This is a genomic window from Salegentibacter haimaensis, from assembly GCF_054121495.1.
The window spans coordinates 1-22,983 of record NZ_JBSYGH010000012.1 but is presented as its reverse complement, the minus strand read 5'-3'; the positions used below and the strand labels follow the sequence as shown (position 1 = coordinate 22,983).

The 22,983-nt window shown below is 41.0% G+C and carries 21 protein-coding genes and 1 pseudogene; 15 read left to right on the top strand and 7 right to left on the bottom strand.

Annotated elements, in window-relative coordinates; genetic code table 11:
- Positions 1-27: 27 nt before the first annotated feature.
- Both ACW6QP_RS11795 and ACW6QP_RS11790 read right to left on the bottom strand, forming a co-directional pair.
- Complete coding sequence (locus ACW6QP_RS11795) at positions 28-483, bottom strand: DUF2383 domain-containing protein (RefSeq protein ID WP_457911075.1); 456 nt, start codon at positions 481-483, stop codon at positions 28-30.
- A gap of 2 nt (positions 484-485) precedes the next feature.
- Entirely contained in the window at positions 486-932 is a 447-nt protein-coding gene (locus tag ACW6QP_RS11790; protein ID WP_457911074.1) for a ferritin-like domain-containing protein, read from the bottom strand.
- Between the two features lie 250 nt (positions 933-1,182).
- Here ACW6QP_RS11790 and ACW6QP_RS11785 point away from each other — a divergent pair, with 250 nt between their 5' ends.
- Entirely contained in the window at positions 1,183-1,740 is a 558-nt protein-coding gene (locus tag ACW6QP_RS11785; RefSeq protein ID WP_457911073.1) for a 30S ribosomal protein S16, read from the top strand.
- A gap of 14 nt (positions 1,741-1,754) precedes the next feature.
- Positions 1,755-2,282, top strand: a complete 528-nt coding sequence (gene rimM / locus ACW6QP_RS11780) for a ribosome maturation factor RimM (RefSeq protein ID WP_457911072.1) — start codon at positions 1,755-1,757, stop codon at positions 2,280-2,282.
- A gap of 97 nt (positions 2,283-2,379) precedes the next feature.
- Here rimM and ACW6QP_RS11775 read toward each other — a convergent pair whose 3' ends face one another.
- Positions 2,380-2,664, bottom strand: coding sequence for a GIY-YIG nuclease family protein (locus tag ACW6QP_RS11775; protein WP_457911071.1), 285 nt, complete (start codon positions 2,662-2,664; stop codon positions 2,380-2,382).
- 139 nt (positions 2,665-2,803) lie between these two features.
- Entirely contained in the window at positions 2,804-5,644 is a 2,841-nt protein-coding gene (leuS, locus tag ACW6QP_RS11770) for a leucine--tRNA ligase (RefSeq protein ID WP_457911070.1), read from the bottom strand.
- A 204-nt stretch (positions 5,645-5,848) separates the two neighbouring features.
- On the opposite strand from leuS, the gene ACW6QP_RS11765 reads away from it, so the two are divergent.
- The 13 genes and pseudogenes from ACW6QP_RS11765 (at position 5,849) to ACW6QP_RS11705 (ending at position 19,604) form a co-directional block, all read left to right on the top strand.
- Positions 5,849-6,070 (top strand): hypothetical protein, encoded by a 222-nt coding sequence (locus ACW6QP_RS11765; RefSeq protein WP_457911069.1) that lies wholly within the window; start codon positions 5,849-5,851, stop codon positions 6,068-6,070.
- Between the two features lie 27 nt (positions 6,071-6,097).
- Positions 6,098-6,370, top strand: a pseudogene (locus tag ACW6QP_RS11760) (type II toxin-antitoxin system RelE/ParE family toxin); the annotation flags it as partial.
- Positions 6,371-6,585: 215 nt separating this feature from the next.
- Positions 6,586-7,992: a glycogen synthase gene (locus tag ACW6QP_RS11755; RefSeq protein ID WP_457911068.1), complete on the top strand. Its 1,407-nt coding sequence runs from the start codon at positions 6,586-6,588 to the stop codon at positions 7,990-7,992.
- 2 nt (positions 7,993-7,994) lie between these two features.
- Complete coding sequence (locus ACW6QP_RS11750; RefSeq protein ID WP_457911067.1) at positions 7,995-9,263, top strand: glucose-1-phosphate adenylyltransferase; 1,269 nt, start codon at positions 7,995-7,997, stop codon at positions 9,261-9,263.
- A 1-nt stretch (position 9,264) separates the two neighbouring features.
- The gene (gene glgB, locus ACW6QP_RS11745) at positions 9,265-11,175 is read left to right on the top strand and encodes a 1,4-alpha-glucan branching protein GlgB (protein WP_457911066.1); all 1,911 of its coding nucleotides are present in this window, start codon (positions 9,265-9,267) and stop codon (positions 11,173-11,175) included.
- Positions 11,176-11,363: 188 nt separating this feature from the next.
- The gene (locus ACW6QP_RS11740; protein WP_457911065.1) at positions 11,364-13,772 is read left to right on the top strand and encodes a glycoside hydrolase family 31 protein; all 2,409 of its coding nucleotides are present in this window, start codon (positions 11,364-11,366) and stop codon (positions 13,770-13,772) included.
- 91 nt (positions 13,773-13,863) lie between these two features.
- Positions 13,864-14,742 (top strand): cell division protein FtsX, encoded by an 879-nt coding sequence (locus tag ACW6QP_RS11735; protein ID WP_457911064.1) that lies wholly within the window; start codon positions 13,864-13,866, stop codon positions 14,740-14,742.
- A gap of 226 nt (positions 14,743-14,968) precedes the next feature.
- Positions 14,969-15,556 (top strand): YceI family protein, encoded by a 588-nt coding sequence (locus ACW6QP_RS11730; RefSeq protein WP_457911063.1) that lies wholly within the window; start codon positions 14,969-14,971, stop codon positions 15,554-15,556.
- A gap of 27 nt (positions 15,557-15,583) precedes the next feature.
- Positions 15,584-16,846 carry a hypothetical protein gene (locus ACW6QP_RS11725; protein WP_457911062.1) on the top strand — a complete coding sequence of 421 codons (1,263 nt, stop codon included), beginning with the start codon at positions 15,584-15,586 and terminating at the stop codon, positions 16,844-16,846.
- A gap of 110 nt (positions 16,847-16,956) precedes the next feature.
- On the top strand, positions 16,957-17,532 hold the full coding sequence (locus ACW6QP_RS11720) for a YceI family protein (RefSeq protein ID WP_457911061.1): 576 nt from the start codon (positions 16,957-16,959) through the stop codon (positions 17,530-17,532).
- A gap of 1 nt (position 17,533) precedes the next feature.
- Positions 17,534-18,820 (top strand): acetyl-CoA hydrolase/transferase family protein, encoded by a 1,287-nt coding sequence (locus tag ACW6QP_RS11715; RefSeq protein ID WP_457911060.1) that lies wholly within the window; start codon positions 17,534-17,536, stop codon positions 18,818-18,820.
- A gap of 114 nt (positions 18,821-18,934) precedes the next feature.
- Positions 18,935-19,216 (top strand): hypothetical protein, encoded by a 282-nt coding sequence (locus ACW6QP_RS11710; protein ID WP_457911059.1) that lies wholly within the window; start codon positions 18,935-18,937, stop codon positions 19,214-19,216.
- A gap of 1 nt (position 19,217) precedes the next feature.
- Positions 19,218-19,604: a group III truncated hemoglobin gene (locus ACW6QP_RS11705; protein WP_457911058.1), complete on the top strand. Its 387-nt coding sequence runs from the start codon at positions 19,218-19,220 to the stop codon at positions 19,602-19,604.
- Here ACW6QP_RS11705 and ACW6QP_RS11700 read toward each other — a convergent pair.
- From ACW6QP_RS11700 to ACW6QP_RS11690, 3 genes are all read right to left on the bottom strand, one after another.
- A complete protein-coding gene (locus ACW6QP_RS11700; protein ID WP_457911057.1) occupies positions 19,601-20,374 on the bottom strand; it encodes a universal stress protein in 774 nt (257 codons plus the stop codon). The genes ACW6QP_RS11705 and ACW6QP_RS11700 overlap by 4 nt on opposite strands.
- 79 nt (positions 20,375-20,453) lie before the next feature.
- Positions 20,454-21,488: a response regulator gene (locus ACW6QP_RS11695; RefSeq protein WP_457911056.1), complete on the bottom strand. Its 1,035-nt coding sequence runs from the start codon at positions 21,486-21,488 to the stop codon at positions 20,454-20,456.
- Complete coding sequence (locus ACW6QP_RS11690) at positions 21,485-22,717, bottom strand: ATP-binding protein (RefSeq protein WP_457911055.1); 1,233 nt, start codon at positions 22,715-22,717, stop codon at positions 21,485-21,487. Before ACW6QP_RS11690 ends, ACW6QP_RS11695 begins: the two co-directional genes overlap by 4 nt.
- Between the last annotated feature and the right edge of the window lie 266 nt (positions 22,718-22,983).

Here is a 22,983-nt window from a genome sequence, read left to right as displayed (position 1 = left end):
GTACGAACACTAAAAACTACTACTACTTCAATCAAACATCTGTTCGTACAACTTAAAATTTTCAATATTATGGCGCAGATTTTTTTGCTGTCTTTCCAGTTTTTGAAGTAAACTCTGCGGAAGTTTTAAGCTCTTCATCGCGTCGTAATCTTCAAAAGCTTTGATATCTGAACTATGAATTTCCTCCAAAAAATAAATTTCTTCGGTTTCATCTACCCCGGGTTTAAAATTCACCCAATTTTCAACTTCCAGACCGGCACTGCTAACTTTTTCGCTTTCTCTGATTTCGAGATTTTCCAGCTCGTCTACAATTTCCCTGATAAACAATTCCCTCTCTTCGAGTCGCTGTAAAAAGAAATTCTTTAAACTGCGGTTTTTAAGTTTGTCTATCACCTGCTTATAAGCCACCTGGGCTAATCGGTTTTTATCTACCAAAATTTGAATTTTCTGCCCGGCATCGGGGCTATAGCTGCCTTTCTCCATATTTAAACCTTGCTTTCCAAACTTTTCACTTTATTAAGCGAGGCCACAATCGCCTTCTTTTGCTTCAGTAAAACCTGGGCGGTAGAAGCAGGAATTTCACTGTCTTTCAATATTGCCTCGTAATCTTCAAGAGCTGCCTTTTCTCCGCGGGCAGCTTCTTCAAGTGCAGCCTCAGCTTTATTTGCGGTAAGAGCAGTTTTAATATTCATCCAGGTGCGGTGCGCATCTCCAGCTATACTGGATTCTTCTTTAGGCGGTTCTCCAAAATTCCTGATCTCAGACTTTAGTTCGTGACTAAAATCATAACGTTCGGCGGCGCTTTCTGAAAAATAATTCTTTAGTTGCGGGTCTTCCACATTTTCCTCAGCAAAGCGGTAGCCCTTTTCTGCATCTATATTACGAACCAGTAATTTATTTAGCTTTTCACTTATCTTTTCTGAAAATTTCATCTGCTGCAATTTTGATTTAAAGATAGTGTTGCAGCAAAGCTTCAACAAGCTGTTTAACAGGCTTTAACTGCTTTTAACAGCAGCCGAAAATTAAGCCTAAATTTTTCAGAAATTTCGCTGATAAAGCATTTTTGGCCCGGGATTAAAACGCATCTACAATTTAAACTCCAACCTCTTGTAAATTAGAAAAATGTAGTATCTTTGCAGCCTTATTAATAACCGGGGTCGGGAACCCCACAATTTAATTTTTATGCCAGTAAAGTTAAGATTACAGAGACACGGTAAAAAAGGTAAACCTTTTTACTGGATCGTAGCCGCCGATGCGCGTGCAAAGAGAGATGGTAAATTCCTTGAAAAATTAGGAATCTACAATCCAAACACCAATCCTGCAACTGTTGAGATCGATGTTGATAGCGCAGTAAAATGGTTGGAAAACGGAGCACAGCCTACCGATACTGCTCGTGCAATCCTTTCTTACAAAGGAGTTTTGCTTAAAAAGCACCTTGCAGGAGGAGTTAAAAAAGGCGCTTTGACTGAAGAAGAGGCTGAGAAGAAATTCCAGGCCTGGTTGGAAGAAAAAGAGGCTAAGATCGACTCTAAAAAAGAAAACCTTTCAAAAGCTGAAGAGGAAGCTCGTAAAAAAGCCCTTGAAGCCGAAAAAGAGGTAAATGCCAAGCGTGAAGCCGAAGCTAAAGAAGCTGAAGCTGCTGCAGTTACCGAAGAAGGTGAGCCAGAAGCAAACGTTGAAGATCAAGTAGACGAGCAAACTGCTGAAGAAGCTAACACCGAAGAGAAAAAAGAAGCTTAATTTATAAGCAAACGATGACTGTAGAAGAGTGCTTCTTTTTAGGTAAAATCGTTGCTAAATTTAGTTTTAAGGGAGAGGTGCTTATTAAATTAGACACCGATGAACCCGAACTCTACACAGAAATGGAATCGGTTCTCATTGAATACAATGGGAATCTGGTTCCATTTTTTATTGAAAAAAGTTCCCTTCAAAAAAGCACGCTGCTTCGCGTAAAATTTGAAGACATAGACACCGAAGAAGACGCCGAAGACTTAGTGGGAGCCCTAACCTACCTTCCGCTTACGATGCTTCCCCAACTGGAGGAAGACCAGTTCTATTATCACGAAATTATTGGCTTTGATGTAATCGATGCCGAGCACGGCAACATTGGTAAGATTACCGGGATCAACGATTCTACCGCACAGGCCTTATTTGAGATCAAAAAAGGAGATAAGGACCTCCTTATCCCAATGAACGATGAGTTTATTGAAAAGATAGACAAACCCAACAAAACCATCTACCTCAACACTCCAGAGGGATTGGTGGAGATGTATCTGGGGTAGTGACAGGCCGTGATCCTATTACATTGAGATCTAATTTTGTTGACTCGTCATGCTGAACTTGTTTCAGCATCTAACTTGTGCAAAGTAATAAACCTTTTCATAATTGATCATAGAGATCTTTAACCTCCGGATTTACAGATTTAATCAAATTCCATTTCCAGTCTTTATGCCAATTTTTTAATTGCTTCTCCCTCGCAATTGCCTGCGCAATAGCTGTAAATTCTTCAAAATAAATCAAGTATTTGAGATGGTATTTCTGGGCAAATGACGAACCAATTCCATTTTTATGATCTGAAATTCGTTTTTGCAAATCTGAAGTCACCCCAATATAAAGCATATTCCGGGTAGAATTTGAAAGTATATAGATATAGCTTTTCTGCACTTTTAAATATAATAAACTTCAATTCAACTTAGACCCTGAAATAAATTCAGGGTGAGGAAACTTTTTTAAAATAAAAAATCCGCTCCCCAACCGGGAAACGGATTCTCCAAATCTTCAAATCATAAAATCTTCAAATCGTTTACCCCACGATATTCACAATCTTCCCGGGTACCACAATCACCTTTTTAGGAGTGCGGCCCTCGAGTTGCTTCTGAGTTCGCTCATCGGCCAGAATGGTTTTTTCGATCTCATCTTTTGCCATATCTAACGGAAGTTCCATCGTAAATCGCATTTTCCCATTGAAAGATACCGGATAGTTCTTGGTGCTTTCTACCAGGAACTTTTCTTCATAAACCGGGTATTCGGCAGTTACCACCGATTCTGAATGCCCCAATTTACTCCATAATTCCTCGGCGATATGTGGCGCATAAGGAGCGATAAGTACGGCAAGTGGCTCCAGCACCTCCCTGCTGTTGCATTTCTGGGCTGAAAGCTCATTTACGCAAATCATAAAGGTAGACACCGAGGTATTAAAACTGAATTCCTCGATATCTTCAGTCACCTTTTTGATGGTTTTATGCAAAGTTTTTAATGAATCGGCTGAAGCTTTTTCTTCGGAAACTTCAAACTGTTCCCCGTTATGATATAATTTCCAAAGCTTTTTAAGGAAATTATGCACGCCGGTGATTCCAGCGGTATTCCAGGGTTTTGCCTGCTCCAATGGCCCCAGGAACATCTCGTACATCCTCAAAGTATCGGCGCCGTAATCTTCACAAATATCATCGGGATTTACCACGTTGTATTTGGATTTCGACATTTTTTCGACTTCTCTTCCAACGATATATGAGCCGTCCTTTTCGGTTAAAAACTTCGCGTCTTTAAACTCAGGTCTCCACTTTTTAAAAGCTTCAATATCCAGTTCATCGGAATGATTAACCAGAGAAACATCTACGTGAATAGGCTGAACTGTGTTCTTCCCTACCTGATTTTTGGAAACCAAAACATTTTCACCTTCCAGCCTGTATACAAAAGCACTCTGTCCCAAAATCATTCCCTGGTTGATCAGCTTTTTAAAAGGCTCATCCACGCTTAAAAATCCCCGGTCATACAGGAATTTAGTCCAGAAACGGCTGTACAACAAATGCCCGGTGGCGTGCTCGCTTCCGCCTATGTATAAATCGACATTTCCCCAGTAGTTCTGAGCTTCTTTTGAAACGAATTCCTGATCATTTGCCGAATCCATATAACGAAAAAGGTACCAGCTACTTCCCGCCCAGCCCGGCATCGTGTTGAGTTCTAGCCCCCAAACCCCCGAAGGGGGCTTTTCATTCTGGTTTACAGATACTACTTTCCTGTTAGTTTCATCCCAATGCCATTTTTCGGCGCGACCCAAAGGCGGTTCGCCCTCTTCTGTTGGTAAGTACTTCTCCACTTCCGGAAGCTCTAATGGCAGGCATTCTTCGGGAATTGGATGCGGCAGGCCATTTTTATAATAAATAGGGAAGGGCTCGCCCCAATAACGCTGGCGACTAAAAACGGCATCGCGCAATCGATAATTGGTTTTCCCGTAACCCTGACCGGTTTTTTCCAGTTCCAGAATCACTTTTTGAAGGGCTTCTTTGTATTCGAGTCCGCTTAGGAAATTGGAATTCGCTATTACAGTCCCTTCTTTTCCGGCAAAAGCTTCCTCAGAAATATCTACATTTTCAAAAATATTGGGGATAGGCAGTTCAAAATGCTTTGCGAAATCGTAATCCCGCTGATCGCCACAAGGCACGGCCATCACCGCCCCTGTTCCGTAGCCGGCAAGCACGTAATCGCCAATCCAAATCGGGATAGGTTCTTTAGTAAAAGGATGCTCGGCATATGCCCCGGTAAACACCCCGCTAATACTTTTTACATCGGCCATTCGCTCACGTTCACTTCGCTTTGCACTAGTGGCGATATAGGCTTCAACTTCTGCTTTTTGTTGGGCTGTGGTGATCTTTTCAACCAAATCGTGCTCCGGTGCCAGAGTCATAAAACTCACTCCGAAAATAGTGTCAGGTCGGGTCGTAAAAACACCAATTTTGAATTCTGAATTTTGAATCTTGAAATCGACGTGGGCGCCTACCGACTTCCCAATCCAGTTACGCTGACTTTCCTTCAAGCTTTCGGTCCAATCCAGTTGCTCTAAACCTTGCAACAACCGCTCTGAAAATGCTGAAATTCGCATACTCCATTGCGTCATTTTTTTGCGCACTACTGGATAACCTCCACGTTCGGAAACACCGTTTACAATCTCATCGTTGGCTAAAACGGTTCCTAACTGTGGGCACCAGTTCACTTCGGTTTCGGCTAAATAGGTAAGTCTGTATTTTAATAAAATTTCTTGTTTTTCTTCAGAAGAAAAATTATTCCAGGATTCAGCAGAAAATTCCGCCACATCATCATCGCATGCGGCATTTACGCGGGAATTCCCTTCCGAAGAAAATATTTCCTCTAATTCAGAAATTGCCCGGGATTTATCTGCTTCTTTATCATACCAGGACTCAAAAAGCTGGATAAAGATCCACTGCGTCCATTTGTAATATTCGGGATCGCTGGTGCGCACTTCCCTGCTCCAATCGAAAGAAAATCCTATTTTATCGAGTTGTTCCCGATATCTTTTAATGTTGTTTTCGGTAGTTACTGCGGGGTGCTGCCCAGTTTGAATGGCATACTGCTCGGCCGGCAGCCCAAAACTATCGTACCCCTGCGGATGCAACACATTAAAACCCTTGTGACGTTTGTAGCGCGCGTAAATATCGCTGGCGATATAACCCAGCGGATGACCTACGTGCAGCCCGGCACCCGAGGGATAGGGAAACATATCCAGCACGTAATAAGCCTCCCCCAGCCCCTCCGAAGGAGGGGAGCCAGGATTTTTCGCTTTGAACGTTTCATTTTCGGCCCAGTATTTTTGCCATTTGGCTTCAATTTCGTTGAAGTTGTAACTCATTGTTTTGTTTTTCTTACCTACAGATTTAGCGCATAGCGACTCCACATTAATGCCTGCAAATTTACAATTTTAAACCACTTATGGGAATTTAGGAAGAAAGGATTAGGAGATAAGTTTCCACCTGAAAATTCCTTTTTAAAATGTTCGTTTCCAGATAAAATAGCCTGAATTTATTATCTTAGTTTGCTTTTAAAAAATGCTTAAATGAATATCCAGGAAGAAAAAATAAGCCTTGCTCAATTACTAATGGAAACTAATGATCCTAAAATTATTAATTCCATTCGTAAGATTTTGAGCAAGAAAGAACCAACAGATTTCTGGGACAAGCTTTCTCCAGAGGAAAAAGCTGAGATCGAAGCGGCTGATGAGGAAATAGCCAGAGAAGAAACTATCTCCTATGAGAAATTCATTAAAAAACACCGATAATGCCGCGAGAGGTAGTTATCAAAAACTGCTGAGAAAAAGCTAAAAAAGCTACTGGATTATTTAAGCAAAAACTGGTCTGATAAGGTTAAAAAAGATTTTATTAAAAAATTAGACCATAACCTTGAAATTATAAGTCGGCATCCTCAAATTTTTCCGAAATCTGATTCAAAACCCGGATTACATCGGACCGTAATTACTAAACAAACCACAATTTTTTATCGGTTTAATTCTTCTAAAGTCAAACTGGTCACCCTTTTCGATACTAGACAAAATCCCGAACGCCTCAAGGGGAATTTGTAGGTCGGGTAAACCTTTTGCAACCTAATTTTAAATCCCGTTAATTTTAGAATTATCAAATCATCTATTTTCTCCAATAGACTTTGTCTCTTTATTTTACTAAATTTATAGGGAATTGACGAATAACCGGCTTTGAATTTTTAAGTCTTTTAAAATCTCTGCCTGCCTATTCGCAATAAAACAACCCTATTAATTCTAATGTTTTCAATTATTAAAGTATGAACGTGATTCACGTAAGCGCCGAATGTTACCCCATCGCAAAAGTTGGCGGTTTGGGAGATGTGGTAGGCTCCCTGCCCAAATATCAGCAGGAGGCCGGGGTGAAGGCCAGGGTTGTAATGCCATTTTATGATACTAAATTCACCGCAGCTCACAAATTTGAAAGTATTTACGAATCGGAATTAATTCTTGGAGAAGACATCTTCTCTTATCGAATATTGAAATTAAAAGGAGCAGTTTTAGATATTGAAGTGCTCTTTGTGGATATCCCGGAACTGCTGTTTAAAGATTTTGTTTATTCTGAAGAAGATACCGCACGTTTTACCGCATTTCAAATCGCGGTGATGGATTGGATGCTCAGTTTAGAGGAAAAACCCTCTATAATTCATTGTCACGACCATCATACCGGCCTGATTCCCTTTATGGCCCAGGAATGCTTTAAATATGAATCGCTCAATCAAATCCCCACTATATTAACCATTCATAACGCACAATATCAGGGCTGGTTTTCACACGATAAAGTGCATTATTTACCGGCTTTTGATATTAATCATATCGGCTTGCTGGATTGGGACGGCGTTATAAACCCTCTAGCCTCAGGAATTAAATGCGCCTGGCGGGTGACCACGGTTTCACCCAGTTATATGGAAGAGTTACAACAAGCGGCGAATGGTTTAGAGAGCTTATTAAGTCACGAAAAAGATAAATGTGTCGGAATTTTAAACGGAATCGACGCCAAGGTTTGGAATCCCGAAACCGATGAATTTATTGCAAAAAAATATTCATCAAAAAATATTCAAACCGGGAAAGCCGCCAATAAAAAATGGCTGTGTAGGGAATTTGGCTTTTCAGCTTCAAAACCTTTGTTCGCCTTTATTGGTAGGCTGGTATATGAAAAGGGAGCTGACCTTTTGCCGAAAGTTTTGGATCAAATCCTTTCAGAAAAAAAATGCAGTGTTCTCATTTTAGGCTCGGGAAATCCTGAAGTTGAAAGGGAATTAAAAAGTCTGAAGAAAAAATACAAAGGCGTTTACAATACTTTTATTGGTTACGATGAGAAGCTTTCCCACCTCATCTATGCCGGGGCCGATTTTCTCTTAATGCCTTCCCGCGTGGAACCTTGCGGTCTCAATCAATTGTATTCGCTTCGCTACGGAACCATTCCCCTGGTGCGAAGTATTGGCGGATTGAAAGATACAGTTATAGACATTGAAGATGGCGGGTTCGGATTTTATCATCAGGAAGCTTCAGAAGAGGATATTCTTCAAACCTTAAAAAGGGCGATAGTTTTCTACCAGGATCAGCCTCAATTTAAGAAAGTCAGGAAACATATTATGAGCATTGATCATTCCTGGAATGTTTCGGCTCAACAGTATATCGATTTGTATAACTCTCTAAAAAGCTAATTATGTTAAACGACCAAGTATTATCGGTAATCCTCGGGGGTGGCCAGGGAACCCGGCTTCACCCCTTAACAGAAAGCAGATCTAAACCGGCAGTGCCAATCGCGGGAAAATACAGATTGGTAGATATTCCCATTTCGAATTGTATTAATTCCGATCTCAAAAGGATGTTCGTCTTAACACAGTTTAATTCGGCTTCCCTTAATCAGCATATCAAAAACACTTACCATTTTAGCTTTTTTAGTTCGGCTTTTGTAGATGTTCTTGCGGCAGAGCAGACCCCAAACAACAAAACCTGGTACCAGGGTACGGCCGATGCGGTGAGACAGGGAATGCATCATTTCAAAAAACACAAATTCGATTATTTTTTGATCCTATCAGGCGATCAGTTGTATCATATGGATTACAATAAAATGATACAACAGCATATAGACACCGGCGCCGATATTACCATTGGAACCGTACCGGTAAATGCAAAGGATGCGCCGAGTTTCGGGATAATGAAAACCGATAAAAACAACAATATCACCTCCTTTATCGAAAAACCAAAATCTGAACTTCTACCCGAATGGACCTCCCCTACCGGCCCCGAAATGGAGGCTGAAGGCAGAAATTACCTGGGGTCTATGGGAATTTACGTCTTTAACCGGGCCTTGTTGGAGCAGTTGATGGACGATCCCGGCACTGTAGATTTTGGAAAAGAGATCATTCCGCAGGCGATTGGGAATAAAAAAGTTTCCAGCTACCAGTTTGAAGGTTACTGGACCGATATTGGAAATATTGAATCCTTTTTTGAAGCAAATATTGGGCTTACTGAAGATATTCCGAAGTTTAATTTATATGATATGGAAAACAGGGTCTACACCCACGCCCGTATCCTTCCAACTTCGAAATACAGCAATACCAAACTCAAAAAAGCGGTAATTGCTGAAGGTTGCATTATTCACGCCGATAAAATCGAAAAGTCGGTAATTGGGGTAAGGTCCCGCATTGGAAAAGGGTCGATTGTGAAGAATTGCTATATGATGGGAACCGATTTCTATGAATCTCTGGAGGAAATTGAAAAAAACAATATTGAAATTCTCGCAGGGATCGGGGAAAACTGCCATATCGAAAATGCCATTATCGATAAAAATTGCAGGATTGGAGACAATTCTACCATTAAAGGAGGGCATCATTTAGAAGACACCGAAACCGATGCGTACGTGATTAAAGAAGGCATCGTAGTGCTTAAAAAAGAGGCGGTAATCCCACCGGGAACCACAATAGGATAATATGGCAGAAGTAAAAACGCATAGTTTATTTTCAGAATTTGATATTAATCTATTTAAAGCCGGGAAACACTTCAGGCTGTATCAAAAATTCGGTTCTCATCCTTTAAAGTTAGACGGAGTGCAAGGCACTTATTTCGCGGTTTGGGCCCCTGCCGCCAAAAAGGTTTCGGTGGTTGGCGATTTTAATCATTGGCAGGATGGCGAACATCAATTGAATGTGCGTTGGGATGGTAGCGGGATTTGGGAAGGTTTTATTCCGAATGTTGAAAAAGGGAATTTATACAAGTACAAGATCCACAGCAATCATAACGGGATTATAACTGAAAAAGCCGATCCGTACGCCCGCCGTTGCGAGCATCCGCCCAAAACAGCTTCGGTGGTTTGGGAAGACGATTACAAGTGGAAAGATAAAACCTGGCTTAAAAAACGAAAAAAACATAATTCGCTGGAGGCGCCTTTTTCGGTTTATGAGGTGCATTTGTCGTCCTGGAAGAAGAGAATTGAAGAAAACCGATCGCTTTCATACTATGAGTTGGCCACAGAGCTGGTTTCTTACGTTAAAGAAATGGGCTTTACCCACGTAGAGTTTATGCCTATTATGGAATATCCTTACGACCCGAGCTGGGGATATCAAATCACCGGCTATTTTGCGCCAACCTCACGCTTTGGTTACCCCGATGAATTGAAATATCTGGTCGACAAACTTCACGAAAATGAGATTGGAGTCATCCTGGATTGGGTGCCTTCTCATTTTCCGGAAGACAGTCACGGCCTGGGCTATTTTGACGGCACTCACCTCTACGAGCATCCAAACCCCAAAAGAGGCTATCATCCCGATTGGAAAAGTTTGATCTTCAATTATAACAGGAACGAGGTAAGAGCATTTTTAATAAGCAATGCCCTTTACTGGCTGGAGCAGTTTCATATAGACGGACTTAGGGTAGATGCCGTGGCTTCTATGCTGTATCTCGATTATTCGAGGGAAGAAGGCGAATGGGATGCCAATGAATTCGGCGGAAATAAAAACCTGGAGGCAATCTCATTTTTAGAAGAATTGAATAAAGAGGTTTATGCCTCTTTTCCCGATGTGCAAACTATCGCCGAAGAATCTACCGCCTACAGCGGGGTTTCAAAACCTGTTTTTCTCGGTGGCCTCGGATTTGGGATGAAATGGATGATGGGCTGGATGCACGACACGCTTCAGTATTTTTCTAAAGAACCCATTTACCGAAAACATCATCAAAACAACATCACTTTTTCGCTCACCTATTCATTTACCGAGAATTTTATGCTTCCGCTTTCTCACGATGAAGTGGTCTACGGAAAGCGCTCAATTTTAGGCCGAATGCCGGGAGACGAATGGCAGCGTTTTGCCAATTTACGCTTGCTTTATAGTTATATGTTTATGCATCCCGGGACAAAATTATTGTTTCAGGGTTGTGAATTCGGGCAGAGTGAAGAATGGGATTTTCAGAAGAGTTTAGACTGGCACTTACTGAAATACAAACCTCATAAAGGCATCAAAGAATTGATCAAGGCGCTGAATGAATTTTACAAAACTCAGCCGGCTTTATATGAAAAACAGTTCGTGCCTGAAGGTTTTGAGTGGATCGATTACAGCGACGCAGAGAATTCTGTGATGAGTTTTATCAGAAAAGGAGAAAAGACCAAAGATGATTTGATCATAGTTTGTAATCTCACTCCTACGCCCCGGGAAAATTACCGGGTTGGCCTGAACACTCCAGGAAAGCTTCAGGAGGTTTTTAATAGCGATCATAAAAAATTCTTCGGAACAGGGAATTACGAGAATTCTAACAAAAAAACCGAAAAGAAGTCCTGGCATTCCCGGGAACATTCCGCAGAAATAAATCTTCCGCCTTTGGCGATGCTGGCTTTTAAATATTCCAAATAATATCCTAAGCCAAACTTAGCTAATCAAAAAAATTACAAGCTTATAGTTAATAAAACACCTCAAAATATTTTGTGAACAGCGATGTATAATTGAAAACAATTCAGTTCTTTTACCTCCTTGAAAATCAAAATAAAGCTTTGCGATTTTACAGGGAATTTAAATCTTCAGCGCGAGTAATTTTATAGCCTATGATTACCAATACCGAATTAGAACATAAGGGAAATGCGTTTCCTTCCAATATAATTTCTTTCAGAAAAGACGTGGACAGCCTGCATTTTGCTACCGAGAATGATGTGGCTTTGCAAATCACAATATTAAGAGATGGCTTGCTGCGTTTTCGATATTCTACCACCGGCAGGTTTGCCAACGATTTCTCGTATGCCATAACTAAATACGCCAGTATTGGGTACAATCAGTTGGATATTGAAGAAAAAGAAGATTCTTATAGTATTACCACTTCCAAGATCATCTGCGAGGTTTCCAAAAAAGATTTAAAAGTTAAAATTTACGATGCCGGCGACGGTACTTTGATCAACGAAGACGAACTTGGTTTTCATTGGGAGGAGAGCTATGAATTTGGGGGCGATATTGTGAAAATGAGCAAGGTTTCCCAGGATGGCGAATGTTATTTTGGCCTTGGCGACAAACCCGGTCATTTGAATTTAAAAGGAAAACGCTTCGAGAATTGGGTAACCGATTCTTATGCCTACGGAAAAGATACCGATCCTATCTATAAAACTATTCCGTTTTACACCGCCCTACACAATAACAAAGCCTACGGAATATTTTTCGACAACAGCTTCAGGTCTTATTTCGATTTTGGGCAGGAGCGGCGTTTCGTGACCAGTTTTTGGGCACAGGGTGGCGAGATGAATTATTACTTTATCTACGGCCCAAAAATGACCGATGTAGTCGAATATTACACCGATCTTACCGGAAAACCAGATCTACCCCCACTCTGGGCTTTAGGATTTCACCAGTGCAAGTGGAGTTATTATCCTGAAAGCAAAGTAAAAGCAATTACCTCAAAATTCAGGGAATTACAAATTCCTTGTGATGCCATTTATCTTGATATAGATTATATGGAAGGTTTCAGGTGTTTTACCTGGAACAAGGAATATTTTCCAGATCCTAAGCGAATGGTAAAGGAACTTGAGGAAGCCGGATTTAAAACTGTGGCCATCATAGATCCCGGGATTAAAATCGATAAGGATTACTGGGTTTTTAAGGAAGGACTGGAAAACGATTATTTCTGCAAGCGCGCCGACGGGCCTTACATCAAAGGAAAGGTGTGGCCGGGCGAATGTTATTTCCCCGATTTCACCAATCCCGAGGTTAGGGAGTGGTGGTCTGGATTATTCAAAGAGATTATTGAAGAAATCGGAGTAAAGGGAATCTGGAACGATATGAATGAGCCCGCGGTGATGGAAGTTCCGAATAAAACTTTTCCTCACGATGTGCGTCACGATTACGACGGTAATCCCTGCAGCCATAGAAAAGCCCACAATATCTACGGAATGCAAATGGCCAGGGCCACATACCAGGGAGTAAAGAAATTTTCGCATCCCAAACGGCCATTTGTGATTACCCGGGCAGCCTATTCAGGGACTCAGCGATATACCTCAACCTGGACCGGAGACAATATCGCGAACTGGGAACATTTATGGATCGCCAATGTACAGGTGCAGCGCCTGGCAATGTCTGGTTTTTCGTTTGCCGGAAGCGACGTGGGCGGTTTTGCCGAGCAACCCCAAGGCGAACTTTTTACGCGATGGATTCAGCTGGCAACTTTTCACCCGTTTTTCAGGGTGCATTCTTCGGGCGATCACGGTGACCAGGAACCCTGGACTTTTGGGGAAGAAGTAACCGAAATAGTGCGAAAATTCATTGAACTTCGCTACCAGCTTCTACCCTATCTATATACTGCTTTTTGGGATTATACTGAAAAGGGAGTTCCATTAATTAAATCGCTGGTGTTGTTCGATCAGGAAGATGTAAATACCCATTATCGAATAGATGAATTTATTTTTGGCGATAGCATTCTGGCCTGCCCGGTGCAGGAACCTAATGCCAAAGGAAGAAGAATGTACATTCCCCGAGGAAACTGGTATAACCACTGGACCGATGAAGTCGTAAAAGGCGGAAAAGAAATGTGGGTGGATGCCGATATTGACAGTATGCCGGTATTTATAAAAGAAGGCGCTATAATACCAAAATACCCGGTACAGCAATACGTGGGAGAAAAGCTTATCGAAGAAGTTGTTTTGGATATCTATTACAAGGAAGGCAAAGAAGATTCTCAGTTTTTCGAAGATGCGCAGGATGGTTACGATTATGCCAAAGGGCGTTTTTGCCTGAGAAGTTTTAAGCTTACCGGAAGAAAAAATCAACTGGTGATTCAGCAGCATAAAGACGGTACTTTTGAATCTGATTGCAAAAGATTCAAATTGCAAATACACGGGCTGCCGTTTGAAGTTAAAAGCATTCAACTGGATAATGAAACCAAATCTTTAGAGCAGCTTCATATAAACGGATGTCTCACACTGATAATTGACGAAAATTTCACCGAATTAGATTTAAATGGAAATAATGAGTAAACCTGAACTCTAATTTTTTCAAAGTTTAAACGTTTTAAACCAGAGGAAAACTTATCTTTTTTATTTTTACACAAAATCTGTATCGCGCCCTATGAGCACATCTTTTGAAAAGTACCAGAAACGCAGGCTTATTTCTTCTTATTTTTCGGTGGTTATCAGTATTGCTCTAGTGCTTTTTTTACTGGGAATGCTGGGTTTATTAGTGCTCAATACAAAAAAGGTAGCCGATCATTTTAAAGAGCAGATCGCTCTTACGGTATATCTCAAAGATTCAGCAAAAGAGGTAGAAATCGAAGAACTCAAGAATAGCCTTGCAATGGCCGAGTATACCAAATCTACCACCTATGTTTCAAAAGAAGAAGCTGCCGAGGCACACAGCAAAGAAATAGGCGAGGATTTTATGGAGTTTCTTGGCTATAACCCCCTTCAGAATTCCATAGACGTCTATATGAATGCCGATTACGTTTCGGCCGAACAGGTAGACGAAATTGCTGAAGAACTTACCGCCAAAGCCTTTGTAGACGAAGTAGTTTATGACAAGCCCCTTATTTCCCTGTTAAATGACAATGTAAAAAAGATAAGCCTGTGGGTATTGATCGCCAGTGCGGTTTTCACATTCATCGCGGTTCTGCTAATCAACAGTTCAATAAGACTTTCGGTCTATTCGAAACGTTTTATTATAAAAACCATGCAAATGGTCGGGGCTACCAAAGGTTTCATTCGCCGACCCTTTATCTGGCAAAGCATAAAACTGGGAATGATTGGCGCTGTACTTGCCCTAATTGGAATGGCAGCTATGCTCTATTATTTAGACAATACCTTCCCTGAGTTAAACCTGGCCGGAGACCTTAAGCTTCTTGCCGCTCTCTTTGCAGGAGTTTTTATTGGAGGGATACTTATTACCTGGCTTAGCACATTCTTTGCCACTTCCAGGTTCCTGAACCTGAAAACCGACGAGCTTTATTACTAAACCCGGTCAAAAAAACTCCTGAATTTTTTAAAAAATATTATGCCTGCATAAAGATTTCAGGCCTTCACGAAAACGTTTTAGAATTCCAAACACCCTGCAACTACTGGGGTTTAGCTAATTATTCCTGAAATTCCACAAAGATCATAATCTGCTGAAATCTGACTGCGGTCATAATTTCTGCTGCATTTGTGTCGCAACTTTGTAATGAATTTAAAAACCAAGGATTATGAAAGCTCTAAAATCAATTCAAATTATTTCTACACTGGTAGTACTTTTCAGTTTAACGATTGGAGTAAGCTTTGCGCAGAATTATAGAATGCAGGCAAATTCAGATATAAAAATTGAAGGCACCTCAAACATACACGATTGGGAAATGGAGGCTACCTCTAAAGCAGGAGGTTTGGCGATAGAAACCGAAAACGGAAAATTGAGCGCCATTAAAAATCTGCAGGTAAGCATTCCTGCCGAGAGTTTAAGAAGCGGTAAAAGCGGGATGGACAAAAATGCCTATAAAGCTTTAAATACCGATAAGCATAAAAACATCGAATTTAAACTGAAGGAGGTTAAAAAGATCGAGGAAACCGGAAACAATACTTACAAAATCACCACCACCGGAACCCTAATCATCAACGGAACTTCAAAAGAAATTCCACTGGTTTTAACCGCGAAGATGAACGGCTCTAATATAGAATTAACCGGAGAACATAAATTAAATATGACACAATACAAGGTAGATCCACCTACCGCCTTAATGGGAACCGTTAAGACCGGTGAAGAGATCACAGTAAAATTTAAAACTAACTTTTCAAAATAATCAAATCACTTTCTAACAATTACTACAATGAGAAACCTATTCAAATATTCAGCTTTAGCTTTAGCGATGTTCTTTGGGGTGCAGATGCAAGCCCAGAACAACAGAGATCTGGACAACTTTCGCCAGCCCGACCAACGAGGAATTCATACCTTCGAGGCTCCAAAAGATACCATCTCAACTTTTGATGGTGTAAAAGTAAGAGTGGGTGGTGCATCTACCATTCAATTTCAGGCTCTGGATCACTCAAACTCAGGAGTACCGTTAATTGAAATTGGGAATAACTTTAACCTGGCTACTGCCAACCTTGATCTTGATGTGGCCCTTTTTGACGGGGTGAGAATGCACTTAAGAACCTATCTTTCTTCTCGCCACCACCCAGAGCCATACGTAAAAGGTGGATACCTTCAAATTGACAGACTGGATTTCATTAGCCCCGGTTTTGCCGGAGATCTAATGGATAAAGTAACCGTGAAGATTGGACATATGGAGAACAACTACGGGGATGCTCACTTTAGAAGAAGTGATAACGCCCAGGCGATTTACAACCCCTTCGTTGGAAACCTGATTATGGATGCTTTCACTACTGAAGTTGGTGCTGAAGTGTACTACCGTGACAGAGGATTTATTGGAATGGTTGGTGCTACCAATGGAAAGTTAAACCAGGCTGTAACCAATCCTGATGCTAGCGGACCTTCGTTCCTTGCCAAACTTGGATATGATGACTATGTAGCCGATGATTTGAGATTCAGATTAACAGGATCTGTGTATCACACCAACAAAGTTCAAACTTCATATCTATACACTGCCGATCGTGCCGGGTCAAGATACTACCTTGTAATGGAAAACCCAGATGCGACCTCTGCAGGAAACTTTAGATCTGGACGTTACAATCCTGGTCTTAGAAACGAAGTAACCGCTTTTATGATCAACCCATTCGTGAAATATGGTGGTCTTGAGTTCTTTGGAACCTTTGAAAGAGCCAGCGGGAAAGCTGCAAGCGAATTAGATAATCGTGTGGCAACCCAATTGGCCGGTGAATTGATCTACCGCTTTGGTCAAAACGAAAACTTCTACATAGGTACCCGTTACAACACTGTAGAAGCCGAAGAAGCCAACGGTAATGATATAGACATTACCAGATTCCAACTGGGCGGCGGATGGTTTATGACCAAAAACATACTTGCCAAGGTTGAATATGTAAACCAGCAGTACAATGGCTTTAACCCAGAAACTATCTTCCACGATGGTCAATTCAAAGGGCTAATGCTTGAGGCAGTAATTAGCTTCTAATACCCTACAACCAGGCCCGGGAATTGCAACCTTAAAAGGTGTATCCCGGGCTTTTTATTTCCTCAAAGGAGATTAAAATGATTCTTATCTTTATAAAAAACCACTTGATTATGAAAAGGCTCTTGATTACTACCGGTTTTTTACTTGCAGGATTGCTAAGCTTTGCTCAGCCTTATGAAGATTCTAAGGTGCACATCTTACCCCACAGTAATTTGAGTATAAAAGGCAATACCAATATTAACAAATTTGAATGTGAGTTCAATAGTTTAAGTTTTAGAAATCGCCCCCTGAATGTCAAATATTCAGAAAAGAATGGGAGAATGATTTTTAAAGACACCCGCTTATACCTGGAAAATGAGAATTTTGACTGCGGAAATCGTCGCATCAACAAAGACTTTCTGGACCTGCTAAATACAAAGGACCATCCCCAAATTGTAATTAAACTAAGAGAAATTGAGCAAAATGGCGATGACACTGCGAAAGTAAATCTTGTATTTAACATCGCCGGAAAAGAGAAAAACTATGTATTTCCAGTTGAAGTTACCGGTGAAGAAGAACTGTGTTTTTCAGGAAAATTAAAGCTTAATATTGAAGACTTTGGTCTGGAAGCTCCACAAAAAATGATGGGATTAATCGTGATAGATAAGGAAATAGAGATCAATTTTAACCTAAATATCCAATCTTAACATGGATGCTAAAATAATGACAGCTGAAGATGCGGTTAAACTCGTAAAGTCGGGTGACCGCATTTTTATTCAGGGGGCAGCAATGACCCCCAATATCCTGATTGATGCTTTAAGCGATCGCTACCGCGAACTAAAAGATGTAGAAATTCTCTCTATTCATACCGAAGGAAAAGCGGCCTACGCCCGGGAACCCTACAATAAGGCCTTTACTATTAGCACCTGTTTTGTAAGCCACAATATTCGGGATGCAGTGAATACGGGAATGGGAAGTTATATCCCCATTTTTCTTAGTGAAATCCACTTACTGTTTAGAAGAAATATTCTTCCTCTCGATGTGGCTTTTATCCAGGTTTCGCCTCCCGATGCTCACGGCTATTGCTCGCTGGGACTTTCGGTAGATATCAGTTTACCGGCCATACAAACTGCAAAAAAGGTAATTGCCCAAATTAACCCAAATGTTCCCCGCACTCATGGCGACGGGATTATACATATTAGCCAGATAGATGCGGCTGTTTATACTGAAAATCTTCTGCATTATTCAAATCCTTCAGAAGCAACCGAAATTGAAAAAAGAATCGGCCAAAATATCGCTGAACTTATTGAGGATGGTGCTACCCTGCAAATGGGAATAGGGGCCATTCCAAATGTGGTATTACAAAACCTGGAAAATCATAAAAACCTGGGAATACATACCGAAATGTTTTCAGACGGGATTCTTCCCCTGGTAGAAAAAGGAGTGATCAACGGCCTGGAAAAACAGGTGAAAACCGGCAAACTCGTTACCTGTTTCGCTATCGGCTCTCAGAAATTATACGATTTTGTAGATGATAATCCACTGGTGCATTTTAAGGAAGCGGCCTACACCAACGATACCGCGATAATTAGAAAAAACCCTAAAGTGACCGCGATAAACAGCGCCATAGAAATAGATCTTAGCGGGCAGGTGTGTGCCGATACTATTGGTAAACATCAATACTCAGGCGTTGGCGGGCAAATGGATTTTATTCGTGGGGCTTCACTTTCTGAAGGTGGCAAGGCTATAATCGCAATGCCTTCGGTCACAAAAACCGGGGTTTCCAAAATCGTCCCATATCTAAAACCAGGCGCAGGGGTGACCACTACCCGGGCTCACGTGCATTACATTGCAACCGAATACGGCGTGGTAGACCTTTTCGGAAAAAACCTCAAACAGCGCGCTGAACTTCTCATTTCCATCGCCCACCCCGATCACAGAGAACAACTGGAACGGGAAAGTTTTCTGAACCTGAAAAAACTCCTTCAAAATTAGAGTTCCTTTCTCAAACATTTAGCCCGGCCTGCCGGGCTTTTTTATTATGATTCGAATCATAAGAGGCCCAAAAGATCAAAACTACCTTTACTTCAGAAATCAAAACTTTAGATCATGAAGCTTTATAAAAATTTGGTAACCGAATTTGAAGAAATGAGCCTGGGTTACTCTACAATTGGCATCATCGCTTCCAGTTGTTTGGGATCAATTGCTGCTATGTTTATTCTTATGAAAGGTCATGGCCTGGTAAATATGCTGGAGCTTTTTTTAGTGGTAGTTGTTTGTATGGGATTTAATGCTGCAGTTTTAGCCCAATTCAAACCCAAAGTAATTTTTAATAGTTTATTGATTAGTTTAGCGGTTTCAGTGCTGCTAATCGCGATTAATTTAGTCTAAGGTGAAAGAAGAATTAAAAACCCGGGAGGACGTATTTAAACTGGTTTCCAGGTTTTACACCAAAGTGAGAGCCGAACCGGTTCTTGGCCCTATTTTTAATGAAAGTATTACAGATTGGGACGAACACCTGGAAAAGCTAACCGATTTCTGGGAAAGCAATTTGTTTTTTAAAGCCAGCTATCGGGGCAATCCCAAATTGGCGCATATAAAGGTTGATCAGGAAAATGATCATAACATTGAAGCAGGGCATTTTGGGCGCTGGATGAATTTATGGTTTGAAACTATCGATGAAAACTTTCAGGGAGAACTGGCCAATAGGGCTAAAAACAATGCCCGCAAAATGGGGTCGCACCTCTACTTGAAAATTTTTGAAGCCAGGTCTCGCTAACCGTGTAAGATTAATACCGGGGGTCTGCTTTCGTTAGAATCGCCAAAATCGGGGGCCTGGGTAAGCAATTCATCTGAAATTCTTAGGTTTCTTGCCGCAAGTACCACAAGATTGGCACCTTTTCTGGCCTTTTCCCAAAACTTATTGCTCAACTCATCTCCCGGACTTCCAATTTCGTTAAAGTTAACCCTCCACGGATTTAAACGCTCACTTAATTCAAGCCTGAAATTTGACTTTTGAAGTTCCTCCTGTTTGTTTCCGTTTATTTCCCAAACGTCGAACACCGGTGCTGGTTTCATCGGAAATTTTTTAAAGATATCCAGCATTCCGCCATTCAGCATAATCGAATAATCCACAGGAAACAACAGGGTATTCCAGGGGTTGAAACAGCCATTGCCGGCAATGGTAAGCACAGGACATTTCACCTTTCTTATGACATTGTATGTATTATTTCCAATACCGCGAATCTGGGGTGAATTCTTCCCTGAAGCTCCCATTACAATTAGTTGAATCTCCTTTTCGGCTACAACTTTTCGGGTAGCGTCTATGAGATTTTGGGTGGAGGTAACGGGGTAAAATGTATGATTGGAATTTCCGGCAAAAGCTTCTAATTTTCTTATATAAGCTTCAATTTCTCCGGGCTTTGACTCGCCTGCGTGCAGCACATAAAATTTCACCGGAAGATCCAGCCATTTTACAGCATACTTTGCAGCATTCTCTGCCATTGCAGAAAAATCGGTAAGTAAAAGCACATTTATCGCCATGGACATTGGGTTCTATTTCTGGGTGTAAAATTAGAAATAGACTGTCCCGGTAAATATGACCGCAGTCAGCTAATAAAATATTAGGTTAGGAAATTTTTTCCAGGCCCTGGTGATCAAGGATGCGAACATTTCTCCCTTCTATCTCAATTAGTCCTTCTTTTTTAAAGTCAGAAAGGGTTCTAATTAGAGTTTCAGAAGCAATGCCGGCCACTCCGGCCAAATCGGCTCTGGAAATTCTAATGCTGTGCAATGGGTTTTTTCTTATTTTTCGGGCAAAGAGCAAAATGGTGTTGGCTGTTTTCTTCCTTACTGAAGAATAAGCCATTTCAATAAGCTGTTCTTTTATTCCCATTAAATTATCTCCCATAAATTCCAGCAACTCCAGGCTTACATTCGAATTAGATTTTAAAATATCTTTTAAGTCATCCCGGTTAAGAGCATAAAGCACGGTATCTTCAAGCGCAGTGGCATATTCCCGGTAAGCCGAGTGATGATTAAAGTTTAAATTTCCGAAGAAATCCCCGTCTTTATAAAGTTCGGTGATAATTTGTTTTCCGTTGTTATCGAATTTATGAGCCTTAACCACGCCGCGTTCAACCATATAAAAATGAACCGAAGTTTTCCCTTCTTCATACACGGTTTGGCCCGGTTTAAAGCTTTTTTTTTCACCTTTTCGCATGGTCTCCCGCAGGGCATTTAGATTGGGAAGATCACCGGCACTTTGCTGACTTCCGGAGCGATTATTCAGAATCTCTACCTTGGCCAATCTGCTTTCGATGGCGCTAAGTAAATCGGTTTCCTCAAAGGGCTTGGTAAGGTAATCGTCGGCACCAAGATCCATCCCGCGACGAATATCTTTATGTTCAGTTTTAGCCGAAAGGAAGATAAAAGGAATCCCACTGGTAGCTTCATTTTTACTTAATTCTTCCAGAACTCCATAGCCATCGAGCTCGGGCATCATCACGTCGCAAACTATTATGTCGGGAAGGTTGGTTTTTGCAGCTTCTACCCCGGCCTTGCCATTTGGCGCAGTGATTACTTCATAATTTGAAAGTTCTAAAAGTTCGGCAGTATTTTCTCTTACTACTACATCGTCTTCTATAAGCAGCAATTTTTTCATTGTATTGAATTTGGTAATTCTACGGTAAATTTTGTTCCGCGGTTTTCTTCACTTTCAAAAAGGATGCTTCCGCCCATATTTTCAACGTGCACCTTTACGATATTAAGGCCAATCCCGGTTCCCTGGTTCAGCAGAGCATTTTCAGCTCTAAAATACCGTTCAAAGATATGTTTTTGATCTTTTTGGGGGATTCCCATTCCCTCATCTTCCACCTCGAATTTAATAGATTTTTCTGAAGGAAATATTCTGAATTTAATGATAGAATCTTCCGGTGAATATTTTATCGAATTCCCAATGAGATTAGAAAGTACCAGATCGAGGATTTTCTCATCCTGATAAAGCGTAACATCGTCCAGGTCACTCGGGTAATCGATTTCCTGCCCGTGTTTTAAGGTGACGTTGGCATTGTAAATCACCTCGTTCACCAGTTTATTTAGACTGAAGCTGGTATACTTATAATTTACATTTCCAGACTCCAGCCGCTCCAGAGAAAGAAAATCGTTGAGTATATTATTTAAATAATGCACCTTGTTTTTTATGGTGCGCAAGTGTTTATCGCGTTTTTCCTGCTGCTCGCTTAAGGTGTATTTTTCGGCCAACATAGCCGAAGTTAGAATCCCGCTAAGCGGAGTTTTAAATTCATGAGAGACCAAAGAAAGAAATTTCGTCTTGAGTTCGTTGAGCTCCTTTTCCTGTTTAAGAGCCAATTTTATGCGTTTTTCAGCCTCTTTTCTTTTTTTGATTTCCTGTTCTAAATCTTTAACCGTTTTTTGAAGTTCTCCCGTGCGCTCCTTTATCTTATCTTCCAGCTCTAAATTGAGTTCATTAATACGCCGCTGATTCTCCTTTCGCACCGAAATATCTACTATGAGCGACATTACAAAATGTTTCCCATCAATTTCAAAGGGATTCAAACCCGCTTCAACCGGAAATTCAGTCCCGTCTTTTTTAACTCCGTAGAGGTCCCGGCCGTGGCCCATTTGTCGTTTCTCGCTGTGTTCCAGGAAATTTTCGAAGTGCTTATGATGATTTTTGTTGTATCGTTGGGGGATTAGAATATTTAGGTGGGCCCCTATTAATTCTTCAGCCTTATAACCAAACATCTCTCCTGCAGCTTTATTGGCAGTAACGATATGTTGTGTGGCATCGACCACGACCACCCCTTCTGAGGCTGCCTCAAACAGTAAATTAAAAACGTTTTCCTGGTCCTTAAAAAATTCGGTAGACAAGTGTTAGAGAATTTGGTTAGCAGCAAACTAAATTACAAAGCATTTTTATTTTTCCCGAATTTGGCCCATAAAAAAACTGAACTCTTTTCAGAATTCGGTTTTCATTTTGTTGGCCTACTAGGGCTTCCCGATATTCCGCTGCGCTACAATCGGGACAGGCTTCTCGCCCAAAACAATATTCCCTGAAACAAAAAGAGGCCGTCTTAAAAGCTATTTTTAGACGGTCTTTTTTTATTCGTGCTTTAGGCAGTTTTACAATGTTATTG